The sequence below is a fragment of the Buchananella hordeovulneris genome (assembly GCF_001907235.1).
Classification (GTDB): Bacteria; Actinomycetota; Actinomycetes; order Actinomycetales; family Actinomycetaceae; genus Buchananella; species Buchananella hordeovulneris.
Map to the genome: position 1 here is coordinate 336,457 of NZ_MQVS01000001.1, position 18,801 is coordinate 355,257.

Sequence of the window (18,801 nt, forward strand, 5' to 3'; positions counted from 1 at the left end):
ACAATTCCGACAATGTAGTCGACTGGGAACGCCCGAGTCGGTGGGCCCGCAAGAAGAGGATGACAATGAAGAGAAAAATGAGTTGTCGCGGCCCGGCGCGGCCCTGGCAACAGCTGTGGGCGAGCCTGGCGGCTGCCTCGCTGCTGGTGGCGGGCGGCACGTCGGCGGCATTCGCGGACGAGGAACTGCCCCCGGTGGAGGTGGCGGCGGACGAGTTAGCAGGGAAGAAGGTCAACTTCCCGGGCAATGACGGCAAGCCGCACCAGGTGACGTGGGACAAGAATTCGTTCTTCGTGGACGGCCAGCGGTTGCACGTGTGGTCGGGCGAACTGCACCACTGGCGGCTGCCGTCCCCCGAACACTGGCGCGATATCTTCCAGAAGCTGCGGGCCGCTGGCTTTAACGCCGTGTCCCTCTACTTCTTCCACGGGCTGCACCAGTCCCAGGAGGGGGGCGCGTACGATTTTTCGGGTATTAAGGACATCGACCGGTTGCTGACGATGGCCAAGGAAGAGGGGCTTTACGTCATTGCCCGCCCCGGCCCGTACGTCAACGCCGAAATCTCTATGGGCGGCCTGCCAGCCTACATGTCCAACTACACGCAGCACTCGTTGCGCAGCGTGGAGAACCTGGACTCGGCGAAGGAATGGCTCGGCAAGTTCAACGAGATCGCCAAGCGGCACCAGGTCACCGACGGTGGCGGCTCGATCATCATGTACCAGGCCGAGAACGAACTGCTCGGGGACGAACAGTGGCGGAAGGACTTCCTGCGGGAGTTGACGACGTTCATCAAGGGGGACGGCATCACGGTGCCGGTCTTCCACAACGACTGGGGCATGGGCGGACGCTTCCGCAACACCCAGGAGGTGGGCACCGACTTCTACGCCTACGACTGGTACCCGGCCGGCTTCAACTGCGGTAACCAGCGTGGCGGGTTCGCGGACGACGAGGCCAAGTTCCGGGGCATCGCCCCCAACACGCCCATGTTCATTACCGAGGCCCAGGGCGGGGCGTTCACCCCGTGGGGGGCGGCGTTCAACACCGACCAGTGCGCCGTCTACACCGACCCGGCCTTCACCCGTGAATTTGGGTTGGTCAACCTGGCCAACGGGGTGACCGCGTTCAACTACTACATGATCATCGGCGGCACGAACTGGGGGTGGACGGGCGCCCCGGCCTCTGGCTTCACCTCCTACGACTACGGCGCGGCCTTGAACGAGGACCGCCTCATCACCCCGAAGCTTGCGGTGCAAAAGGAGCTGGGCTACTGGCAGAACGCGGTGCCGCAGTTTGCCTCCATGGATCCGGTGGCGGCCCCGGCGGTGGAAGGGCAGGCGGCCCGCGGTGTCAAGGCCTACGCTCGCGTGGCCACCGACAAGGCCTCCTCGGCCACCGGCAACGGCACCCGTCTGCTGGCCTTCCGGCACGCCCGCGCCAACTCGGAAGAAACCACGCAGTTCACCGTGCCGCTGTCCCTGGGCACGGCCGGGCAGATCGATAACGGCGTGCCGATCGCCCCCGGCGACCCGCGGGTGGTATACACCGGCACCGTCACCGACGGGGAGAACGGGGTAAAGGTGCTGTCTTCCGACGGCGCCACCGCCACCCTGCAGTTCACCGGCTCGGCCATCGAGGTCACCGCGAACCCGGCGATCGGCGGCGGCAACGCGAATGTGAGCGTCGACGGGGAGAACGTGGGCAGCTTGCAAACCCACGTGGACGAGCTGCAAAACGCCCAGCCGGTGACGGTCCGCAAGGACTTCCCGGCGGCCGGGCGGCACACCGTGGTGGTGACCACCACGGGCGCGCAGCCCGTCAACCTGGCGAGCTTCCGGGTCTTCGGGGCCCAGCAGTCCGGCGGGCAGACCTTGGTGGAGGAAATCAACAACTCCGACACCAACCGCATCAAGTTCTCCGACGGCTGGACGCAGGCCGCCAACCAGGGCTGGACGGCCGGGGACATCAACAACGACGAGGCCTTCTCCAAGCGGGCGGGCGATAGCTACGAGTTCACCTTCACCGGTACCGGCATCGACATCATCGCTCCTTTCTCCAGCAACCACGGCCCGGCCGACGTCTTCATCGATGGCGTCAAGGTGGGGCGCACCGAGGAGCAGGTCACCAACAGCGCGGTCGGCCAGCAGGTGGTCTTCTCCAAGCGCGACCTGGATCCTGGGGAGCACACGCTACGCGTCGTCGTCACCGGGGAGAGCTTCGACGGCTCGACCGACACGTTCGTGGCGCTGGACGCGCTGCGCGTCTACGAGGGCCAGGCGGGCCCCGACGAACCGAACCAGCCCCCGGCCGGGGAGCTGGCTTGGAACCGGATCCCGCAGAAGGAAGGCACCTCGCTGACCCTGCAGGGTCGCGACGCGGTGCTGGTGACCGCCGACGCCAAGCTCGGTGACCACAAGTTGCTCTACTCCACGGCCCAGCTGTTCGTCAACGAGGACTTTGGGGACCGCCAGTTCGTGGCCGTCGTCGGCCCGCGGGACGGCGCCGGGGAAATGGTGCTGGCCTACGACGCTGAGCCCACCGTCTCGGACGGCGTGGAGAAGAACTGGGACGCCGACCGCAAGGAGCTGCGCCTGAACTTCACCTTCGGGGCCGAGCCCACCACCATCACGGTGCAGGGCGCCACCGGCAAGCCGCTGCAGGTGCGGGTGCTCGACCGCGAAGCGGCCGCCACCGCTTGGTTGCAGCACGGCGCCGCGGGGACCGGGAACCTGCCGGTCTTCGTGGAGGGACCCTACCTGGCCCGCGCCGCCGTGTTCTCGGGCAGCGAGGTCAACATTCTGGGCTCGGCCACCACGGCGCACCCGCTGCGGGTCTTCGCGCCGCAGGGCGTGACGACGGTGAAGTGGAACGGGCAGGCGCTGAGCGCGGGTGAGGTGTTCACCGGCCAGGCCGTCGCGCCCGTCGCGGTGGACACCCCGACCCTGACCTGGGTGAAGGCCGAGGAGAACCCCGAGGCGCTGCCGGAGTTCGATGACTCGGCGTGGCGCGTGGTCGACAAGACCACGACGGTCAACCGGTGGCAGCGGCCAGGGCGCGCCAGCGGCAAGGTGATGGGCTCCAACGCCTACAAGATGTTCGAGGGCGATGTGTGGTACCGCGGCACCTACACCGCGAACAGCGCCGAAGGGGTAATCACCCTGCAAGGTAACGGTTCTACCGGGCAGCCCGGCCACGGCCGCCCCCCGGCGTTCATGCTGGTGTGGGTCAACGGTCACTACGCCGGGGCAGTCCCGGCGGTGGGGCGCCAGCAGCGGGTTAACATCCCGGCTGGGGCCGTCCAGGCCAACGGGAAGGCCGTCATCTCGGTGCTGGTGCACAACATGGGGCAAAACCTCGACTGGAGCGACGACGGCCTGTCCCGCCAGAACCGCGGTCTGGAAGACGTTGCGATCTCCAACGGCGACGCTGCCTCCGTGGTGTGGAAGATTCAGGGGGCCCGGGACGTGGACAACCCCTTGGACGTGACCCGCACGATGTACAACAACGGGGGCCTGTACGGGGAGCGGGCGGGTTGGTACCTGCCGGGCTACCCGACCACTGGCTGGAAGTCGGCCACGCACTTGCGGGCCGACAAGCCGGGGGTGGCCTGGTACCGCAGCGCCTTCGATTTGGATGTGCCCGCGGGGCAGGACGTGTCCTTCCGCCTGGAGGTGCAGTCGTCGCGCTTCACCGCGCAGCGGCGTGCCGACCAGTCGGAGGTGCTGCTGTTCGTCAACGGCTGGAACACTGGCGTCTACGTTGGGGACATCGGTCCGCAGACGTCGTTCACCATTCCGTCCGGCTTCCTCAACCCGAACGGCCGCAACGAGATCGCGGTGGCGGTGACCGCCAAGACCGCGGGGCACGGACCGGACAACATCGTGCTGCGGCAGGTCAGCAACACCACTGGGGGGTTGTCTTACACGCCGCAGCTGCCGGGCGTCGGGGACTTTGCCCTGACCGCCCAGCCGACCCCGGCGCAGGTCGCGGTGGGCAAGCAGGTGTCCCTGACCGTGCAGCAGACCATTCCGCCGCTGGCGGGGGGCACGCTGTCGAAGGTCTTGGTTGACTGGGGCGACGGTGCCAGCGAAGAGGTCACCAACGGCAAGTTCGCGCACACCTACCAGCAGGCGGGTGAGAAGAACGTGCAGCTGCGTTTGGTGGATGCGGTGAGTGGGGGCACGCTCGCCCAGGCCACCACCAAGGTGACGGTTACCGGCCCCGGCGGTGAGCCCACCACGGAGCCGACCGATCAGCCCACCACGGATCCGACCGATCAGCCCACCACGGAGCCGACCGACCAGCCCACCACGGAGCCGCAGCCGGCGCCGCAGGTGAAGCGGGTGGCGGGACCGAACCGGTACGCCACCGCGGTCTCGGCCTTGGAGAGCGGTAAGTTCAGCAAGCAGGGTGTCGTGCTGGCAGGCGGCGGCTCCTACGCCGACGCGCTGGCTGCTGCCCCGCTGGCCGGGGCGATCGATGCGCCGGTGTTGTTGACCGACGGCAAGCACCTGCCTGCTGTGGTACGGGAGGCCATTGTTAAGTTCGGCCCGCGCACCGTCTACATCGTGGGTGGGGTGGGATCTGTCTCGCCGCAGGTGCAGGCCGAGTTGGAGGCAGCGGGCCTGCGGGTGCAGCGGGTGTCCGGACGGACTCGTTTCGAAACTGCCAGCCGGGTCAGCGTGCACACCCTGTCGCTGCTGCGGGCGCGGGGAGTGGATGTGTCGCAAACCAAGGTGTTGGTGGCCGACGGCATCAACTTCCCCGACGCGCTGGCGGCCGGGGCGGCGGCGTCGTCCACCGGTAGCGTGCTGCTGCTGTCCGACGGCACCAAGTTGCCGCAGGCCACGCGCGACTTCCTGGATGAGCAACTACCGGCGGCCGGGGTGGTCGCGGTGGGCGGCAATGCCATCACCGCTACCGACGGCCTAGATCGGCCCGTGCAAAAGGTGCGCGGAGCCAACCGGTACGCCACTTCCCTGGAGCTGGCAAAGGTGCTGCGGCCGCAGGCCCAGCGCGTCATTCTGGTCTCGGGCGAGCAGCCGTGGGACGCCCTCGGCGCGGGCGGTCTGGCCAAGGTCCAGGACGCCGCGGTGCTGTTGACCCCGGCCAAGAAGCTGCCGCAGGAGATCAGCGACTACCTGGCGGCCCAGCGGCGCGACGTGACGATCCTGGGTGGTCTGGGCTCGGTGTCTTCCGTGGTCCAGAACCAGCTGCGGGCGCTGTTGCGCTAGCTAGCAGGTAGACCAGTGGGGGGCGAGCCATCGGCTCGCCCCCCACTGGCTAGTTGGTGGTGGACTCAGCGCTTCTTGCCGGTCAGCCAGCCCCACACCAGCAGCACGATCACCGAGCCGCCGATGGCCAGCACCCAGGTGCGCAGGTTCCAGAAGGTGCCGAGGTCGCTGTCGAACAGGATGCCGCCCAGCCAGCCCCCGACGTTAGCGCCGACGACGCCGAGCAGGAGGGTGGTCAGCCAGTTGCCCTTGCCGTCGCGGTCGGTCAGCATCTTGGCGATGGCGCCGGCGATCAGGCCCAAGAGAAGAAATGCAAGAAATCCCATCGGTCACTCTCTTTCTGTGTTGTTTGTGGGTGGGGCGTGCGGCCCGCACCTCGGGGTGTCCGATGGGTCAAGTATTGCACATGCATTGGTAAAGAAAATGCATGGGTTTGCAAAGAGTGGTGGAATTGCAGCGTTTTGTCAAAGTTTGCATGCCTGAAGTCACAAGTTTGAAGTAATGAAGTGTGGCGCGCCCCACGGAAATAAGGGGATGGTCTCTGTCCGTGATGCCGGGCGCTGCCCACTCTCGTACGCTCCCGGGGAACCAGGCATGGGCGTTAGGCTGGCGCGCGAGATGAACGAAGATTTTGCATTCACGCGGCTAAACACCCAGTCCGGCGCGGTGGTGGAGCCGGGAGATGTCAGCCCTTTCTACGCGGAGGTGCGCCACATGTTGCGGGACGCCCCGCAGCGCGAACTGGCAGATTGGCTGCGGGCCCTGGCGGGCCTAGTGACCAAATCCGCGCACACCGAGCCCACCCGCTACGACATCCTGCAGCTGTTGCAGGCCGCGCTCACCGTCGATGCGGCGGACCTCCCACTGGAGGAAGCCAGCGCGCCGCCGCAGCTGCCGGGAGACGATGAGGGCGTCGTGCTGCCTGCCGAGCAGGCCCGCCAACGCGCGCTGGGGGTTATCGCCTTCCAGCTGGCGGACCTGCGGAAATTGGCGGCTGCGGGCACCTTGCACGACCCCCACCGCTTCTTCGGCGTGGTCTCACCCACCGGCAACTATTGGTACAACTTCACCCCCGAGGCATTCATCGAATGCGGGGCGGCCGGGCTGGCCGACACGGACCGGGAGGACACCGCCGGGTGGGACCTACTGGCCCTGTGGCTGGAGTTCGGGCGGCTATACGAGTAGCGACCGCGGCGGCGCGCCGGGGCCGGTCAGCGCAGGTGGTGGGCGGCGATTTGGGCGGATATCTCGCTCAAGCGGGTCACCCGTGCGGCCCACTGCGGCGCATAGTCCCACGCGGGCAGGGCCGCAGCGTAAAGGGATTGGCGGTTCAGGGCCCGCTGCAAGAACGGCAGGGCCGAGGCATCTACAACACCCTCGTCAACAAACTGGCCCAGCACGGTAGCGATGATCGAGATGTCGAGCGTGAAGATCTCGTACCAGTCGTCCACCTGCGGATCGGCGACCAGCTGCTGCACGCGCGCAGGGGAGGCCAGTGCGTCGGTGTACGCGGCCAGCGGCATCTCGCCGACCGACCGCACCACCCATTGGAGGCAAGAACGCACCGCGGCTCGCGGGTGCTTGGCGCGCCAGGCGCGCCATTCGGCTAGCGCCGTAAAACCTTCGTCCGAGCCGAAAGGAGATAGATCGTCGCCGCCGTCCCAGAAAAAGTCGTCCGGGATGAGGGCCTGCGCGTGGGGGTGAGCCCGCTCCCGGTCGATGCCCGGGTAATCCTCGTCTGCCACGCTGCGTTCCCTTCGATGCGGCACGGAGATCAGTATGCGCTGTCCGCCCTGACTTAGCGTAGTCGCCATGGGTGCGCGTCACCATCATGTCTTTGTGGCACCATCATGTCCTAAGCGCACCATCATGTCCTTAAAACGCCGAATTAGGGGCATGGTGGTGCGCTAAGGACATGATGGTGACCTTAGGGCATGGTGGTGCGGTGCATTAGGGGCATGATGGTGCGTTAGGGGCATGATGGTGCGTTAGGGGCATGATGGTGCGTTAAGGGCATGATGGTGCGCTAAGGACATGGCGGTGCGGCGCATCAAAGGCATGCCGGTGTTCCCGTCGCCCCGCCGGGCCTAGGCGAAGACGACGGTGCGCGACCCGTTGAGCAGCACCCGGTGGTCACAGTGCCACTTCACGGCCTGGGCCAGCACCCGCCGCTCCACGTCCTGCCCGATGGCCACCAGGGAGGCGACGTCGTCGGCGTGCGTCACGCGGGCCACGTCTTGCTCGATGATCGGGCCTTCATCAAGGTCGGCGGTGACGTAGTGCGCGGTGGCACCGATGATCTTCACGCCGCGCTCGTGCGCCTGTGCGTAGGGTCGGGCCCCCTTGAAGCTCGGCAGAAACGAGTGGTGAATGTTGATGACATTGCCCGCCAACTCCTCGCACACCCGGTCGGACAGGATCTGCATGTAGCGCGCCAGCACCACCAGCTCGGCCTCGGTGGCCGCCACCAGGTCCAGCAGCTGCTGCTCGGCCTGCGGCTTCGTCTCGCGGGTGACCGGCACGTGGTGGAACGGCACCCCGTAGAACTCCGCGATCGGCTGCAGATCGGTGTGATTACCCACCACGGCCACCGGTTCGATAGCCAGGCCCTGCGAGCGGTGCCGGAAGAGCAGATCGGTCAGGCAGTGGCCGTCCTTGGACACCATGATGATGGTGCGCAACGGCCGCCCCAGCTCGTTGACCTGGTACTGCATGCCGAAGCGCTCGGCCAGCCCCATCATGCCGCCCTCCATCGCTTCCCGGGAGGCGCCCGCCAGGTGCACGCGCATGAAGAACTGCCCCGTCTCGTGGTCGCCGAATTGCTGCGATTGCACCACATTGCCGCCGTACCCAGCGATCAGTCCGGTCACGGCGTGCACGATGCCCGGTCGGTCCGGGCAAGAGAGGGTCAGGATTAGCTCGGGGGCAGCAGCACTCGTCATGCCCGCAGTGTAACGACGCCACCGAGTGGGCGGAAAACGGTCCGTCTCTGGGACAATATGCCCCATGGATCTCACGCTCAGTGCCCTCACCGCCGCCGACGCCGGTGAACTGTTGACCATTCGTCGCGCCGCCTACGTCTCGGAAGCCCAGCGCCTCAAAGACCCCTACATCCCCGAGCTCACCCAGAGCTTGGAAGAGATAGTCGCCGATCTTGAGACTGACGGGGTGGTCACCATCGGGGCCCGGGCCACCGGTCGCCTGGTCGGCTCCATTCGGGTGGCCATCGACGCCACGCGGGCCACCATCTCGCACCTGGCCGTCGTGCCGGACCGGCGCAGCGAGGGCATCGGCCAGCAGCTGCTGTTGGCCATCCTGGACTACCTGCCGCCGACGGTGGGGGAGGTGGCCATCCAGACCGGGCGGGACGCGCTGGCGGCCGCGGACCTCGTCGGCCAGTCGGGCTCCATTGGTTCCCTGGCCCGGGCCTACCTCGCGCGCATCCAGCCCGCCCTGGACGCCCGCGGCCAGCGCTAGCGGGCAGCGCCCGTGGACGGGGCAGCCCCGCCGGTTACCTATTTCGACCAGGATCCGCTGGTGGCCACCGCCTCCAAGCTCCCGCACGGTTACGTTACCGAGGTGGTGGCGCTCGCGCCCTGCGAGCTGGATGGGCACCCGTGCGTCGTGACGTTGAACCTGGCCGGGCAGCTGCGGGTACGGGACGCGGCCACCGGCGTCGACGTTCGCCCGCCCCTGGGCGGGGGCCTGCACGATTCCACCTACTGGGCGCAGGACTACGACTGGCATCTGCACGTGGTGGACATCGACGGTGTGCCCCACGCGCTGGCCAGCGCGATCTTTGGGGACGTGGAGTGCTGGAACCTGGACACCGGCGAGCAGCGCGGCCGCGAGCCGGGGTACGTGCAGGTGCCGACGGGCGTGTGGATGCAGGACTTCGACGTGTGGCAGACGCCGGACGGGGAGTGGCGGGTGGCCTTCGTGACTGAGCAAGACGAGCTGCACGTCATCGATCCGGTGACCGGCCGTGCCGTCCGCCCGGCGTGGCAGTCGCAGGTCAAGGGGCTGGAGTGGGTGGCGGCCGTGCCGGGCACGGCCGGGGCGAGGTTGGCGGGAATGAGCTGGCGCGGAGAACTGGCGATCTGGGAGCTGCAGGCGGGCCAGACCAGCGAACGGGTCGTTCCCGGCGCCCCGGCCGACGAGGTCCTGGCCTACGTGGACGCCGCGGGGGCGGCCGGCCTGGCGGTATGCCACGAGTTCACGGCGGGGACGCTGGCGCGCTGGAACCTCGACACCGGGCAGCCCCAAGCATCCTGGCGCTCGTCGACGCAGTTCACGCTGCTCGCGGACGCAACCTACGGACCGGTGGCCTGCACGGTGCACGACGGGGTGTTCGAGGTGCGGCGGTTGGCCGACGGGGCGGTGGTGGTTTCCGCGGCGGCGCCGGACGCGGCCGGGGTGTGGCTCGTGGTGCCGTGCACTAACCAGGCCGGGCAGCCGCGCTGGGCCTGCTTCTGGGACGTGGAGATTCGCTTCCTGGATCCTGCCGCCGGGCAGTGGTCGGCGCCGGTGGCGATCAGCTACCCGGTGCGGGGGAAAACAGAGAACAAAGTGCACGGGGCCTGTGCCGTGCCCGGCGGCCGGTTGGCGTTGGGGCTGATCAACGGCTGGGCGAGCGTCGAGGTGCGCTGAGGCGCGGGGTTACAGCCGGGACCGAAACATAGGTGGGGTAGAGCACCCTGGCCCGCCCGCGCCCCAAAAATGGGGGGCCAGGCGCACCGCCTGGCCCCCCACCGGGTGACTTCGCTCAGCCCTTAACGGACCCGGACATCAGCCCGCCCACGAAGTACTTGCCGAGCAAGATGTAGACGATCAGCGTGGGTAGCGAGGTGATTACCGCCCCCGCCATGGAGGCACCGTAATCGGACAGGATGGAGCCGTTGGCCAGATTGTTCAGGGCCAGGGTCACCGGTCCGTTGCGCGTGTTAGAGAAGAACAACGCGAACAGGAAGTCGTTCCAGGCGGAGGTGAACTGCCAGATGAGCACCACCACGAAGCTGGGGATCGAGATCGGCAACACCACCGAGAAGTAGGTGCGCAGCATGCCGGCCCCGTCCACGCGGGCGGCTTCGATCAGTTCCGAGGGGATGGTCTCGTAGTAGTTGCGGAAGATCAGGGTCGTGATCGGGATGCCGTACACGACGTGCAGCAGGATCAGCGGCGGGATGCCCTGCGCGGCGTCGAACGGCAGCACCGAATCCAGCTTCAGCAGCATCTGCAGCAGCGGGATCATCACGGCCTGGTAGGGGATGAACATGCCGAACAGCAGGAGCGTGAAGACGATGTTGGCGCCCGGGAAGCGCCACTTCGACAGCACGAAACCGTTCATCGAGCCGAGCATCGCCGAGATGATCGAGGAGGGGATCACGAGGGCGAACGTCCGGGCCAGGGCCGGGGCGAGGGTGTCCCACGCCTTCGACCAGTTGGCGAACTCCCAGGTTTCCGGCAGGAACCAGGTGCGGGACGGGTCGGCTTCGCCCACGCCCTTGAACGAGGTGATGAACAGGACGTAGACCGGCACCAGGATGACTGCCAGGGAGAAGATCAGCAGCGCGTAGCGCAGCGCCTTGGACCAGGTTTTTTCGTGGTCGACGGCGGCCCCGGCCTTGGCCCGGCGGGAAGACAGCACGGTGGTGGTCATCGGTTCTCCTTACCCTGCTTGGCGTCGTACACCAGGTACGGGATCACCGCGATAGCCACCAGCGTCAGCAGGATGACCCCGACGGCGGCCGCGTTCGCGTAGTCGCTGTTGGTCATGAAGTTGTACATGTCAATGGCGGGCACCTTGGTGGAGAAGTTCCGCTGGTCCGTGATTGACATGATGAGGTCGAAGGACTTCAGCGACATGTGGCCGATGATGATGATGGCCGACAGTGCCACTGGGGCCAGCTGGGGGAAGATGATCTTCCGGTACAGCTGCCACTCGCTGGCCCCGTCCACGCGTGCGGCTTCCCGCAGCTCGTTGGGGATACCGCGGAAGCCCGCCAGGAACAGGGCCATCACGTAGCCCGCCAGCTGCCAGATGGCGGGCAGGGCGATGGCGAGAATGCCCCAGGTCAGGTTCTTGGTCCAGGAGTTTTCCAAGAAGCCCAGGCCGAGCATCTGGAAGAGCCGGTTGAGACCGGAGGCCGATTCCCCGGTGGCGCTGTTGAGCAGCCACTTCCAAACCACACCGGAGGCGACGAAGGACACCGCCATCGGGAAGAGGAAGACAGAGCGGAAGATCCCTTCTCCGCGCAGCGGCTTCTCCAGCAGCCACGCCCACAGGAAGCCGAGCACCAGCGTGCCGACGAGGAACACGGCGGTGAACAGCACCAGGTTGATCAAGGAGTGCTGGAAGTCTTTGTTGCCGAACAGATTGATGAAGTTATCGAGCCCGACGACTTTCCAGGCGGCAGCGCCCGTGGAGCGGGCGTTGTCGTACTTGTCCGTGAGCGAGGTGTGGACGTTGACTCCGATCAGGCCGTAGACGAAGATGCCGACCAAAATGACGGAGGGGGAAATTAGCAGGACCCCGGGCAGCCAGTTGCGCAGCCGGGAAGAAAACGAACGATGACGGGGCGCGGCCTGCAAGCTCTGCGCACCGTCTTTGGTTTTAGACACGACAGTTACCTCCAAATTGGTAAAGGTGGGAAGGGTGCGACGCACCCTTCCCACCTTCGCCCGTCAACGAATCACTTCTGCAGCGAGGAGGTGGCAGACACCAGCTCGGCCTGGAACTCTTCCAGGGTCGAAGCGCCCTCGGTGAACTTCTTGGTCACGTCGGAGATTTGCGAGGACACGGGGGCCGGGACGGCCGCGCCGTGGGCCAGCGAGGAGACGATGGTGTCCTCGCCGAACGACTTCATGGCGTTTTGCTGGTACTCGGAGAACTTGGCGATGTCCTCGGCACTCAGGTCGGAGCGGGCCGGGATGGAGCCCTTCACCGTGTTGAAAGCCACCTGGCCCTCGGGCGAGGAGATGGCCTTCAGCCAAGCCTTGGTGCCTTCGATGTTCTTGGCGCCCACCGGGACGGTGAAGGAGTCGGCGAGGAAGTCGAAGACGCCTTCGGTGCCCGGCACGGGGAAGTAGATGTAGTCGGTGCCGGCCTTCTTGCCGGACTCGTCGTAGGCGGCCAGGGCCCAGTCACCCATGACGTTGTAGGCGGCCTTGCCGTCGACGACGGGCTGCAGGGCGGGCTGCCAGTCTTCGTTGTGCAGCGCCGGGTCGGAGAGCTTCATGATGGCGTCGAAGTGGTTCAGGGCGCGGGTGACGTCGGCGGAGTCCCACTTGGTGGTGCCGTCCCACAGGCCGTTGTACTTCTCGACCCCGAGGTCGGCCAGCAGGATGGTCTCCAGCAGGTGCACCTGGGTCCAGGCCATACCCACCGTGATGGGGGTCTTGCCGGCGGCCTTGATCTTCTCCATGTCGGCGATCCACTCGTCGATGGTGGCGGGCACCTTGGTCGGGTCGATGCCGACCTCCTTCAGCACGGCCGGGTTGGCCCACACGACGTTGGCGCGGTGCACGTTGGAGGGCACGGAGTAGATCTTGCCGTCCACGGTCAGTCGGTCGAGCAGTGTCGCCGGGAAGGCCTTGCGCAGCTCGAACTCGTCGTAGAGGGCGGAGACGTCCATGATCTGGCCGGCCTCAATGTAGTCGGTGAGCTCAGCACCGGCGTGCGCCTGGAAGGTGTCCGGCGGGTTCTTGGCAGCTAGGTCGGCGGCGAGCTTCTGCTTGGCCTGCGAGCCGCCACCACCGGCGATAGCAGCGTTGTTGAACTCGACCTCCGGGAACTGCTCCAGGAAGACCTTGACCAGGGCCTCCAGGCCGAGCTTCTCGGAGCCTGCCTCCCACCAGGTCATGACGTCCACCTGGGTGGCCTTCGCGGCGTCAACGGCCTTCAGGTCCACTTCGGTGGCGGCAGCCGAGCCGCCACCATTTTGGGTCTTGGTGTCGGTGCCGCCCCCACCGCCACTGCAGGCGGCCAGGGCGAGGCTGGCGGCAGCAAAGGTCGCCACAACGGAAAGCTTGCGCATACCCAACTCCTTACTCAAACGTCGTTGTTCTTGGGCGCCGTGCCCGCGAGCTATGGTCCCGGAGGACCTTGGGTCTTCCCAGTGTGCCGCTTTACCTGCATTAGTGGACGGCACTCACTCGGTTTAGTGGGCAACAGTTTTCAAATCGTGACCTTACCGCAGATTTCTGTTCCCTGGCTGGGCGCCGAGCCGGACCACGGTAACTTCGCGGGAAGCAGGTAGGCTCTATCCCGTCGCAACTGGCGAGGGTGGACACCACCGGGGAGCGGCAACCTGACGCCTGACCGGTCGTCCGCCTGGGCCGGGAAGCACCCAAGAGCGCCGCTGGCGCCGCGATCAGGAGGTATACGTGACCACCTTTGACACCACCGCGTCCCTTGCAGAGTTCGACCCCGACATCGCTGCGGTCCTGGCGGGAGAACTCGCCCGCCAGCGCGACACCCTGGAGATGATCGCCTCGGAGAACTTCGTGCCCCGCGCCGTTTTGGAGGCGCAGGGCTCGGTGTTGACCAACAAGTACGCCGAGGGCTACCCAGGCCGCCGCTACTACGGTGGTTGCGAGGAAGTAGACAAGGCGGAATCGCTGGCCATTGCCCGCGCCCGGGAGGTTTTCGGGGCGCAATACGTCAACGTGCAGCCGCACTCCGGGGCCACCGCCAACGCGGCGGTCCTGCACGCCCTCATTCAACCCGGCGACCCGATCCTCGGACTGTCCCTGGCGCACGGCGGACACCTGACCCACGGCATGAAGATTAATTTCTCAGGCCGGTTGTACGACGTGCACGCGTACGGCGTCGACGAGCAGACGCACCGGGTGGACATGGACGCGGTGCGCCAGGCCGCGCTGGCCGCCCGCCCGAAGGTCATCATCGCGGGGTGGTCGGCCTATCCGCGTCACCTGGACTTCGCTGCCTTCCGGGCAATTGCCGACGAGGTGGGGGCCTACCTGTGGACCGACATGGCCCACTTCGCGGGCCTGGTGGCCGCCGGGCTGCACCCGAACCCGGTGCCCTTCTCCGACGTCGTGTCCACCACCGTCCACAAGACCTTGGGCGGGCCGCGCTCCGGCATGATCCTGGCGCGCGACGCCGAGGCTTTTGGCAAGAAGCTGGACTCGGCGGTCTTCCCCGGCCAACAGGGTGGGCCACTCATGCACGTGATTGCCGCCAAAGCCGTGGCGATGAAGGTGGCGCAGGGGGCCGAGTTCAAGGAGCGGCAGGAGCGCACCCTGACGGGCGCCCGGCTCATCGCCGAGCGGCTGGGGGCTGACGACGTGCGCGCCGCCGGTATCGAGGTACTCACGGGGGGCACCGACGTGCACCTGGTGTTGGTGGATCTGCGTAACTCGCCGCTGGATGGTCAGCAGGGCGAGGACCTCCTGCACGAGGTCGGCATCACCGTCAACCGCAACGCCGTCCCCTTCGATCCGCGCCCACCGCGCGTCACCTCGGGCCTGCGTATCGGCACCCCGGCGCTGGCCACCCGGGGATTCGGGGAGGCGGAATTCGCGGAAGTGGCCGACATCATCGCCACTGCCCTGGTGACGGCAGCCACCGGTTCGGTTGACCAGGCGACGCTGGCGGGCCGGGTGTGGGCCCTGACTGAGGCCTTCCCGCTCTACCCGGGGCTGGACTAATGCCGGGCACCGGCGTGCCTCGGGAGCACTTCCCGGGCGGGGCGCTGCGGCTAGACGGCAAGGCCCTGGCAGGCATCATTAAAGCGGAACTGGCCGCGCGGGTGGCGGCCCTGGCGGCGCGCGGCGTCGTGCCCGGCCTGGGGACGGTACTGGTGGGGGACGACCCCGGCAGTCGCGCCTACGTGGCGGGCAAGCACCGGGACTGCGCCGAGATCGGCATCGCCTCCCTGCGAGAGGATTTGCCCGCCGACGCCACGCAGGCCGAGGTGGAGGCAGCCATCGACCGATTGAATGCCGATCCGGCCTGCACCGGCTACATCGTGCAGCTGCCGCTGCCACGCGGCATCGACACCAATGCGGTACTCGAACGTATCGACCCGGCCAAGGACGCCGACGGCCTGCACCCCACCAACCTGGGGCGGCTGGTATTGCGGGTCAACGAGCCGGTCACCTCCCCGCTGCCGTGCACCCCGCGGGCGGTGCTGGAGATCCTGGACCGGTACGGGCTGGACCTGGCGGGCAAGGACGTGACCGTGGTGGGGCGCGGCACCACCGTCGGACGCTCCATCGGGCTGCTGCTGACGCGCCGCGCCTGCAATGCCACCCCGGTGCTGACCCATACGGGCACCGTGGACCTGGCGGCGCACGTGCGGCGAGCCGATGTGGTCATTGCTGCCGCCGGGGTGGCGGGCATAATCACCCCGGACATGGTCAAGCCCGGAGCGATTGTCCTCGACGTCGGGGTCTCGCGGGTGGCGGACCCTGCCGGGGGCAAGGCCCGCCTGCGCGGGGACGTGGCCGCCGGGGTGGACGCCGTGGCGGGAGCCCTGTCGCCTAACCCCGGTGGGGTAGGGCCGATGACCCGGGCGATGCTGCTGGCCAACGTCGTGGAGGCCGCTGAGCGAACGGGCTAGCCGTGCCGCAGGTCGCGACGGGCCAGGCCGACGCCGCCGAGCACTAGCAGCCCCACCGTCAGGACAGCCAGGCCCGCCACGGTGGGCCAGTGTGCGGGCTGCGTGGGCAGGTTGCCGCTGGCGGCCAAGGGCGAAAGGTGGATGGCCCACTGTGGCAGCCGGAGCGGTTGGGCCAGGAGCCCTACCACTAGGATCCAGGCGACCGGCAGCCAGGCCAGTGCGCGCGCTCGCGGCCAGCAGCCGACGAGCAGGGCCCCGCCGCCGACCGGGACGCTCACAGCGGGCAGGTAGGTGACTGCCGCTCGCAGAGTGTCGGAGAACGCGGTGGCTTGGCCGAGCGCTTGCCATTGGCTCAGTCCCAGGACTGTGGCGGCCGTTAGGTGCACCAGGCAGACGGTGGTCAGTGAGCTCAGGCAGGTGCTGGTCCACCACGCCCGTCGGGAGCGGGACCCGGCCAGCAGCAGGCCCAGGCGGCCGGCAGTTTCGTGCCCGCCGAGCGGCAGGAAGGCGGCCAGGCCAGCGGCGGCGGCGCACAGGCTCGTCACCAACAGGCCGAATTGGCTTACGAGGCGCGGGCCGGCGCCGCCGACGAGCGCGGCCAGGGTGGGGTTGCCCTCGAAGGCGGCAAGGAACTCCTGGCTTAGCAGGCCAAGCGTGGCGGCCCAGGCAGTGGCGCCCCCGAGCCACCCCCAGGTGAGGTGGCGGGTGAGCCGCCAGTGCAGGCGCAGGGGGTGGGCCAATTGCCGCCCGGTGGCTGGGCCGAGCCGGGTAGGCAGAGCGCCCACCCCCAGGTCTCGGTGTTGGGCGAGGGCGAGGGCGGTACCCAGTCCGGCGGCGGCCAGGGCCAGCAGGGCAAGAATGGGAGTCCAGCGAGCAGGTCCCCACGAGCGCGCCTCAACGACCCACCCCATCGGGCTGAGCCAGGTGGCGGACCAGGCGGAGCCGTCCACTACCAGGCGCAGTAGGTAACAGGTGGCGGCCGCAGCCAGTCCCAGTCCGCGCGCGGCGCGGGCGGGGGCTGCCAGCTGCGCTGCGACTAGGCCCACCCCGCTCCAGGCTAAAGCGAAGGCGCCCAGGGAGAGGGTGTAATGGGTGGCGGGGGCCAGCGGCAGGCCCAGCAAGTGCAAGCCGACGGCGGCGGTGGCGGCGAACAGCAGCCAGGCGCCCGTGAGGTTGAGGGCGGCGGCTAGCGGGAGCGCCAGGCGGTGGAGGGGGGCGGCGGTCAGCAGCTCGGTGGTCCCGGTGTCTTCCCAGCGGCGGGTCAGGTGTATGGCCAGCAGCACGCCGACGAGAGGGAGCAGCAGTTGCCCCATGAACCCGACCTCGTAGGCGGTGATCCCGCCAATGCTGGTGAGGTCGTAGGCCCGCCCGTTTATGGCTTGGGTGGCGAGGGACGAGCCAAGGGTGGCGGCATAGGTGGCGCGGTGGGCGGCGGTGGGGTACAGGCCGCTGACCCCGGCACCGATGGCGGTGACCAGACCGGTCAGCAGCAGGGGAGTGAGCAGTGTGCGCCAGTTGGTGCGCCACTGCAGGCGGGCCAGCGCCCGGATGCCGAGCGGGGTCATGCTGCGCGCCCGTCGTAGTGTTGCCAGAAGAGCTCCTCCAGGCTGGTGCCCGGCGGCGCGGCGGCCCGCAGCTCCTGTAGGGGGCCACTGGTCAGGGTACGCCCGGCCCGAATGATCGTGACCTCGTCGCAGAGGGCCTCGACCTCGCTCATGATGTGGCTGGAGAGCAGCACTGTGCGCCCCTGCGCCGCCACCTCGCGGATGGTTTCCACGAAACGGCGGGTCATGATGGGGTCCAGGCCGGAGGTGGGTTCGTCAAGGAGTAGGAGGGGAGCGCGGGTGGCGAGGGCAGAGATGAGTGCTACTTTCTGCCGGTTGCCTTTGGAGTAGGTGGCGGTGCGTCGCCGCGGGTCGAGCTCGAAGCGCGCGAGGAGCTCGGCGCGTCGGGCCGGGTCGGGGCTGCCTTGCAGGTGGGTGAGGAGGTCGATGCATTGCCCGCCGGTGAGTTGGGGCCACAGTACGGTGTCGCCGGGCACGTAGGCCAGGTGACGATGGGTAGTGGTGGTGTGGCGCCAGGGGTCGAGGCCAAAGAGCTGCGCGCGTCCGCCGGTGAGGCGGAGTTGCCCGAGGAGGGCGCGCATGGTGGTGGTCTTCCCCGCCCCGTTGGGGCCGAGGAAGCCGTGGACGGTGCCGCGTTTGACTCGCAGGTCGAGGCCGTCTAGGGCGGTGATGGCCCCGAAGGTCTTGCGGGCCCCCGCCAGCAAAATTGGAAAGTCAATGTCAATTGAAAGTGACTGTCTCATTTTGGCAGGGTAGCACCTACCCGCATGTTCATGTGGCAATATCGCCTGAGAAAACGTTACGAGGAGGCGCGATGGCTGGGCTGCGGCAACAGAAGAAACAGGCGGCCATGCGGCACATCCAGCAGGTAGCCATGTCCCTCTTCGCCCGTGAAGGCTTCACCAAGGTCACCGTCGAGCAGGTCGCTGCCGCTGCCGCCGTCTCGCCCTCTTCCATCTACCGCTACTTCGGCTCCAAGGAAGGGCTCGTCCTGCACGACGAGTACGACGACATCTTCCTCGGCATCCTGCTGGCGGACCTGCGGGCCGGGCAAAGCATCCTGTCCGCCCTGAAGCGAGGATTGGCGGCCATTGGGCAGGCCCACTTCCAGGACGATCAAGCCCAGTCGCTGGCCCGCATCGAACTGTGGGCCGCGCACCCCGCCATTCAAGCTGCGGCCAGCCTCTATTTGAGCGACCTGGCCGTCCAGCTGACTGATGCCATCGTCGTCGGTGGACGGCACGCCCGCCCGGCCGCCGCCTTCATCACCGCTGCGCTCCTGCACGGCATGGTGGCGGCCATCGTCACCTGGCACGCGGATGGAGGCCAGCGCCCCGTCGAGGACTACGTCCTGCAGGGGCTAGCGGGACTCGCCGAGGTGCTACAAGCGGACTAGCTAACTGGTCGTGTGTGAGGATG

General features: G+C 67.8%; 15 protein-coding genes and 1 riboswitch. Of the genes, 7 read left to right on the top strand and 8 right to left on the bottom strand.

Annotated features, from left to right (window positions below; all coding sequences use genetic code 11):
• Positions 1–65: 65 nt before the first annotated feature.
• The gene (locus tag BSZ40_RS01600) at positions 66–5,231 is read left to right on the top strand and encodes a beta-galactosidase (protein WP_143180842.1); all 5,166 of its coding nucleotides are present in this window, start codon (positions 66–68) and stop codon (positions 5,229–5,231) included.
• 65 nt (positions 5,232–5,296) lie between these two features.
• On the opposite strand, the gene BSZ40_RS01605 is transcribed toward BSZ40_RS01600, so the two are convergent.
• Entirely contained in the window at positions 5,297–5,557 is a 261-nt protein-coding gene (locus BSZ40_RS01605; RefSeq protein ID WP_073822584.1) for a GlsB/YeaQ/YmgE family stress response membrane protein, read from the bottom strand.
• 292 nt (positions 5,558–5,849) lie between these two features.
• Between BSZ40_RS01605 and BSZ40_RS01610 the strand changes: the two genes are divergently transcribed.
• Positions 5,850–6,416: a hypothetical protein gene (locus BSZ40_RS01610; RefSeq protein WP_143180843.1), complete on the top strand. Its 567-nt coding sequence runs from the start codon at positions 5,850–5,852 to the stop codon at positions 6,414–6,416.
• A 26-nt stretch (positions 6,417–6,442) separates the two neighbouring features.
• Here the strand turns inward: BSZ40_RS01610 and BSZ40_RS01615 are convergent, their stop codons facing one another.
• Together BSZ40_RS01615 and purU are read right to left on the bottom strand one after the other, a co-directional pair.
• On the bottom strand, positions 6,443–7,045 hold the full coding sequence (locus BSZ40_RS01615) for a hypothetical protein (RefSeq protein ID WP_143180844.1): 603 nt from the start codon (positions 7,043–7,045) through the stop codon (positions 6,443–6,445).
• A gap of 273 nt (positions 7,046–7,318) precedes the next feature.
• Complete coding sequence (gene purU / locus BSZ40_RS01620; protein ID WP_073822589.1) at positions 7,319–8,173, bottom strand: formyltetrahydrofolate deformylase; 855 nt, start codon at positions 8,171–8,173, stop codon at positions 7,319–7,321.
• Positions 8,174–8,237: 64 nt separating this feature from the next.
• Between purU and BSZ40_RS01625 the strand changes: the two genes are divergently transcribed.
• Both BSZ40_RS01625 and BSZ40_RS11455 read left to right on the top strand, forming a co-directional pair.
• Positions 8,238–8,708: a GNAT family N-acetyltransferase gene (locus BSZ40_RS01625; RefSeq protein ID WP_073822591.1), complete on the top strand. Its 471-nt coding sequence runs from the start codon at positions 8,238–8,240 to the stop codon at positions 8,706–8,708.
• A gap of 12 nt (positions 8,709–8,720) precedes the next feature.
• Entirely contained in the window at positions 8,721–9,881 is a 1,161-nt protein-coding gene (locus BSZ40_RS11455) for a hypothetical protein (RefSeq protein ID WP_073822593.1), read from the top strand.
• Between the two features lie 115 nt (positions 9,882–9,996).
• On the opposite strand, the gene BSZ40_RS01635 is transcribed toward BSZ40_RS11455, so the two are convergent.
• The 3 genes from BSZ40_RS01635 to BSZ40_RS01645 form a co-directional block, all read right to left on the bottom strand.
• On the bottom strand, positions 9,997–10,890 hold the full coding sequence (locus BSZ40_RS01635; protein WP_084542532.1) for a carbohydrate ABC transporter permease: 894 nt from the start codon (positions 10,888–10,890) through the stop codon (positions 9,997–9,999).
• Positions 10,887–11,822 (bottom strand): carbohydrate ABC transporter permease, encoded by a 936-nt coding sequence (locus BSZ40_RS01640; protein ID WP_222842723.1) that lies wholly within the window; start codon positions 11,820–11,822, stop codon positions 10,887–10,889. The genes BSZ40_RS01635 and BSZ40_RS01640 overlap by 4 nt, the downstream gene beginning before the upstream one ends.
• A gap of 101 nt (positions 11,823–11,923) precedes the next feature.
• A complete protein-coding gene (locus BSZ40_RS01645; RefSeq protein ID WP_073822594.1) occupies positions 11,924–13,267 on the bottom strand; it encodes an ABC transporter substrate-binding protein in 1,344 nt (447 codons plus the stop codon).
• Positions 13,268–13,492: 225 nt separating this feature from the next.
• A riboswitch (ZMP/ZTP riboswitch) is annotated at positions 13,493–13,576 on the top strand.
• A 40-nt stretch (positions 13,577–13,616) separates the two neighbouring features.
• On the opposite strand from BSZ40_RS01645, the gene glyA reads away from it, so the two are divergent.
• Both glyA and BSZ40_RS01655 read left to right on the top strand, forming a co-directional pair.
• On the top strand, positions 13,617–14,903 hold the full coding sequence (glyA, locus tag BSZ40_RS01650; RefSeq protein WP_073822596.1) for a serine hydroxymethyltransferase: 1,287 nt from the start codon (positions 13,617–13,619) through the stop codon (positions 14,901–14,903).
• Complete coding sequence (locus BSZ40_RS01655; RefSeq protein ID WP_073822602.1) at positions 14,903–15,817, top strand: bifunctional methylenetetrahydrofolate dehydrogenase/methenyltetrahydrofolate cyclohydrolase; 915 nt, start codon at positions 14,903–14,905, stop codon at positions 15,815–15,817. Before glyA ends, BSZ40_RS01655 begins: the two co-directional genes overlap by 1 nt.
• Here BSZ40_RS01655 and BSZ40_RS01660 read toward each other — a convergent pair.
• The gene (locus tag BSZ40_RS01660) at positions 15,814–17,382 is read right to left on the bottom strand and encodes a hypothetical protein (RefSeq protein WP_073822603.1); all 1,569 of its coding nucleotides are present in this window, start codon (positions 17,380–17,382) and stop codon (positions 15,814–15,816) included. The two genes, BSZ40_RS01655 and BSZ40_RS01660, sit on opposite strands and share 4 nt — an antisense overlap.
• Positions 17,379–18,125, bottom strand: a complete 747-nt coding sequence (locus tag BSZ40_RS01665) for an ATP-binding cassette domain-containing protein (RefSeq protein WP_084542533.1) — start codon at positions 18,123–18,125, stop codon at positions 17,379–17,381. The genes BSZ40_RS01660 and BSZ40_RS01665 overlap by 4 nt, the downstream gene beginning before the upstream one ends.
• 71 nt (positions 18,126–18,196) lie before the next feature.
• On the opposite strand from BSZ40_RS01665, the gene BSZ40_RS01670 reads away from it, so the two are divergent.
• Complete coding sequence (locus tag BSZ40_RS01670) at positions 18,197–18,778, top strand: TetR/AcrR family transcriptional regulator (RefSeq protein WP_073822604.1); 582 nt, start codon at positions 18,197–18,199, stop codon at positions 18,776–18,778.
• The last annotated feature ends 23 nt before the right edge of the window (positions 18,779–18,801 follow it).

Bases quoted from the DNA above. Each gene is read 5' to 3' on its own strand.
- BSZ40_RS01625 (WP_073822591.1), top strand. From the start codon at position 8,238: ATGGATCTCACGCTCAGTGCCCTCACCGCCGCCGACGCCGGTGAACTG.
- BSZ40_RS01600 (WP_143180842.1), top strand. From the start codon at position 66: ATGAAGAGAAAAATGAGTTGTCGCGGCCCGGCGCGGCCCTGGCAACAG.
- BSZ40_RS01610 (WP_143180843.1), top strand. From the start codon at position 5,850: ATGAACGAAGATTTTGCATTCACGCGGCTAAACACCCAGTCCGGCGCG.
- BSZ40_RS01655 (WP_073822602.1), top strand. From the start codon at position 14,903: ATGCCGGGCACCGGCGTGCCTCGGGAGCACTTCCCGGGCGGGGCGCTG.
- BSZ40_RS01615 (WP_143180844.1), bottom strand. From the start codon at position 7,045: ATGGCGACTACGCTAAGTCAGGGCGGACAGCGCATACTGATCTCCGTG.
- purU (WP_073822589.1), bottom strand. From the start codon at position 8,173: ATGACGAGTGCTGCTGCCCCCGAGCTAATCCTGACCCTCTCTTGCCCG.
- BSZ40_RS01670 (WP_073822604.1), top strand. From the start codon at position 18,197: ATGGCTGGGCTGCGGCAACAGAAGAAACAGGCGGCCATGCGGCACATC.
- BSZ40_RS01605 (WP_073822584.1), bottom strand. From the start codon at position 5,557: ATGGGATTTCTTGCATTTCTTCTCTTGGGCCTGATCGCCGGCGCCATC.
- BSZ40_RS01660 (WP_073822603.1), bottom strand. From the start codon at position 17,382: ATGACCCCGCTCGGCATCCGGGCGCTGGCCCGCCTGCAGTGGCGCACC.
- BSZ40_RS01645 (WP_073822594.1), bottom strand. From the start codon at position 13,267: ATGCGCAAGCTTTCCGTTGTGGCGACCTTTGCTGCCGCCAGCCTCGCC.
- BSZ40_RS01665 (WP_084542533.1), bottom strand. From the start codon at position 18,125: ATGAGACAGTCACTTTCAATTGACATTGACTTTCCAATTTTGCTGGCG.
- BSZ40_RS01635 (WP_084542532.1), bottom strand. From the start codon at position 10,890: ATGACCACCACCGTGCTGTCTTCCCGCCGGGCCAAGGCCGGGGCCGCC.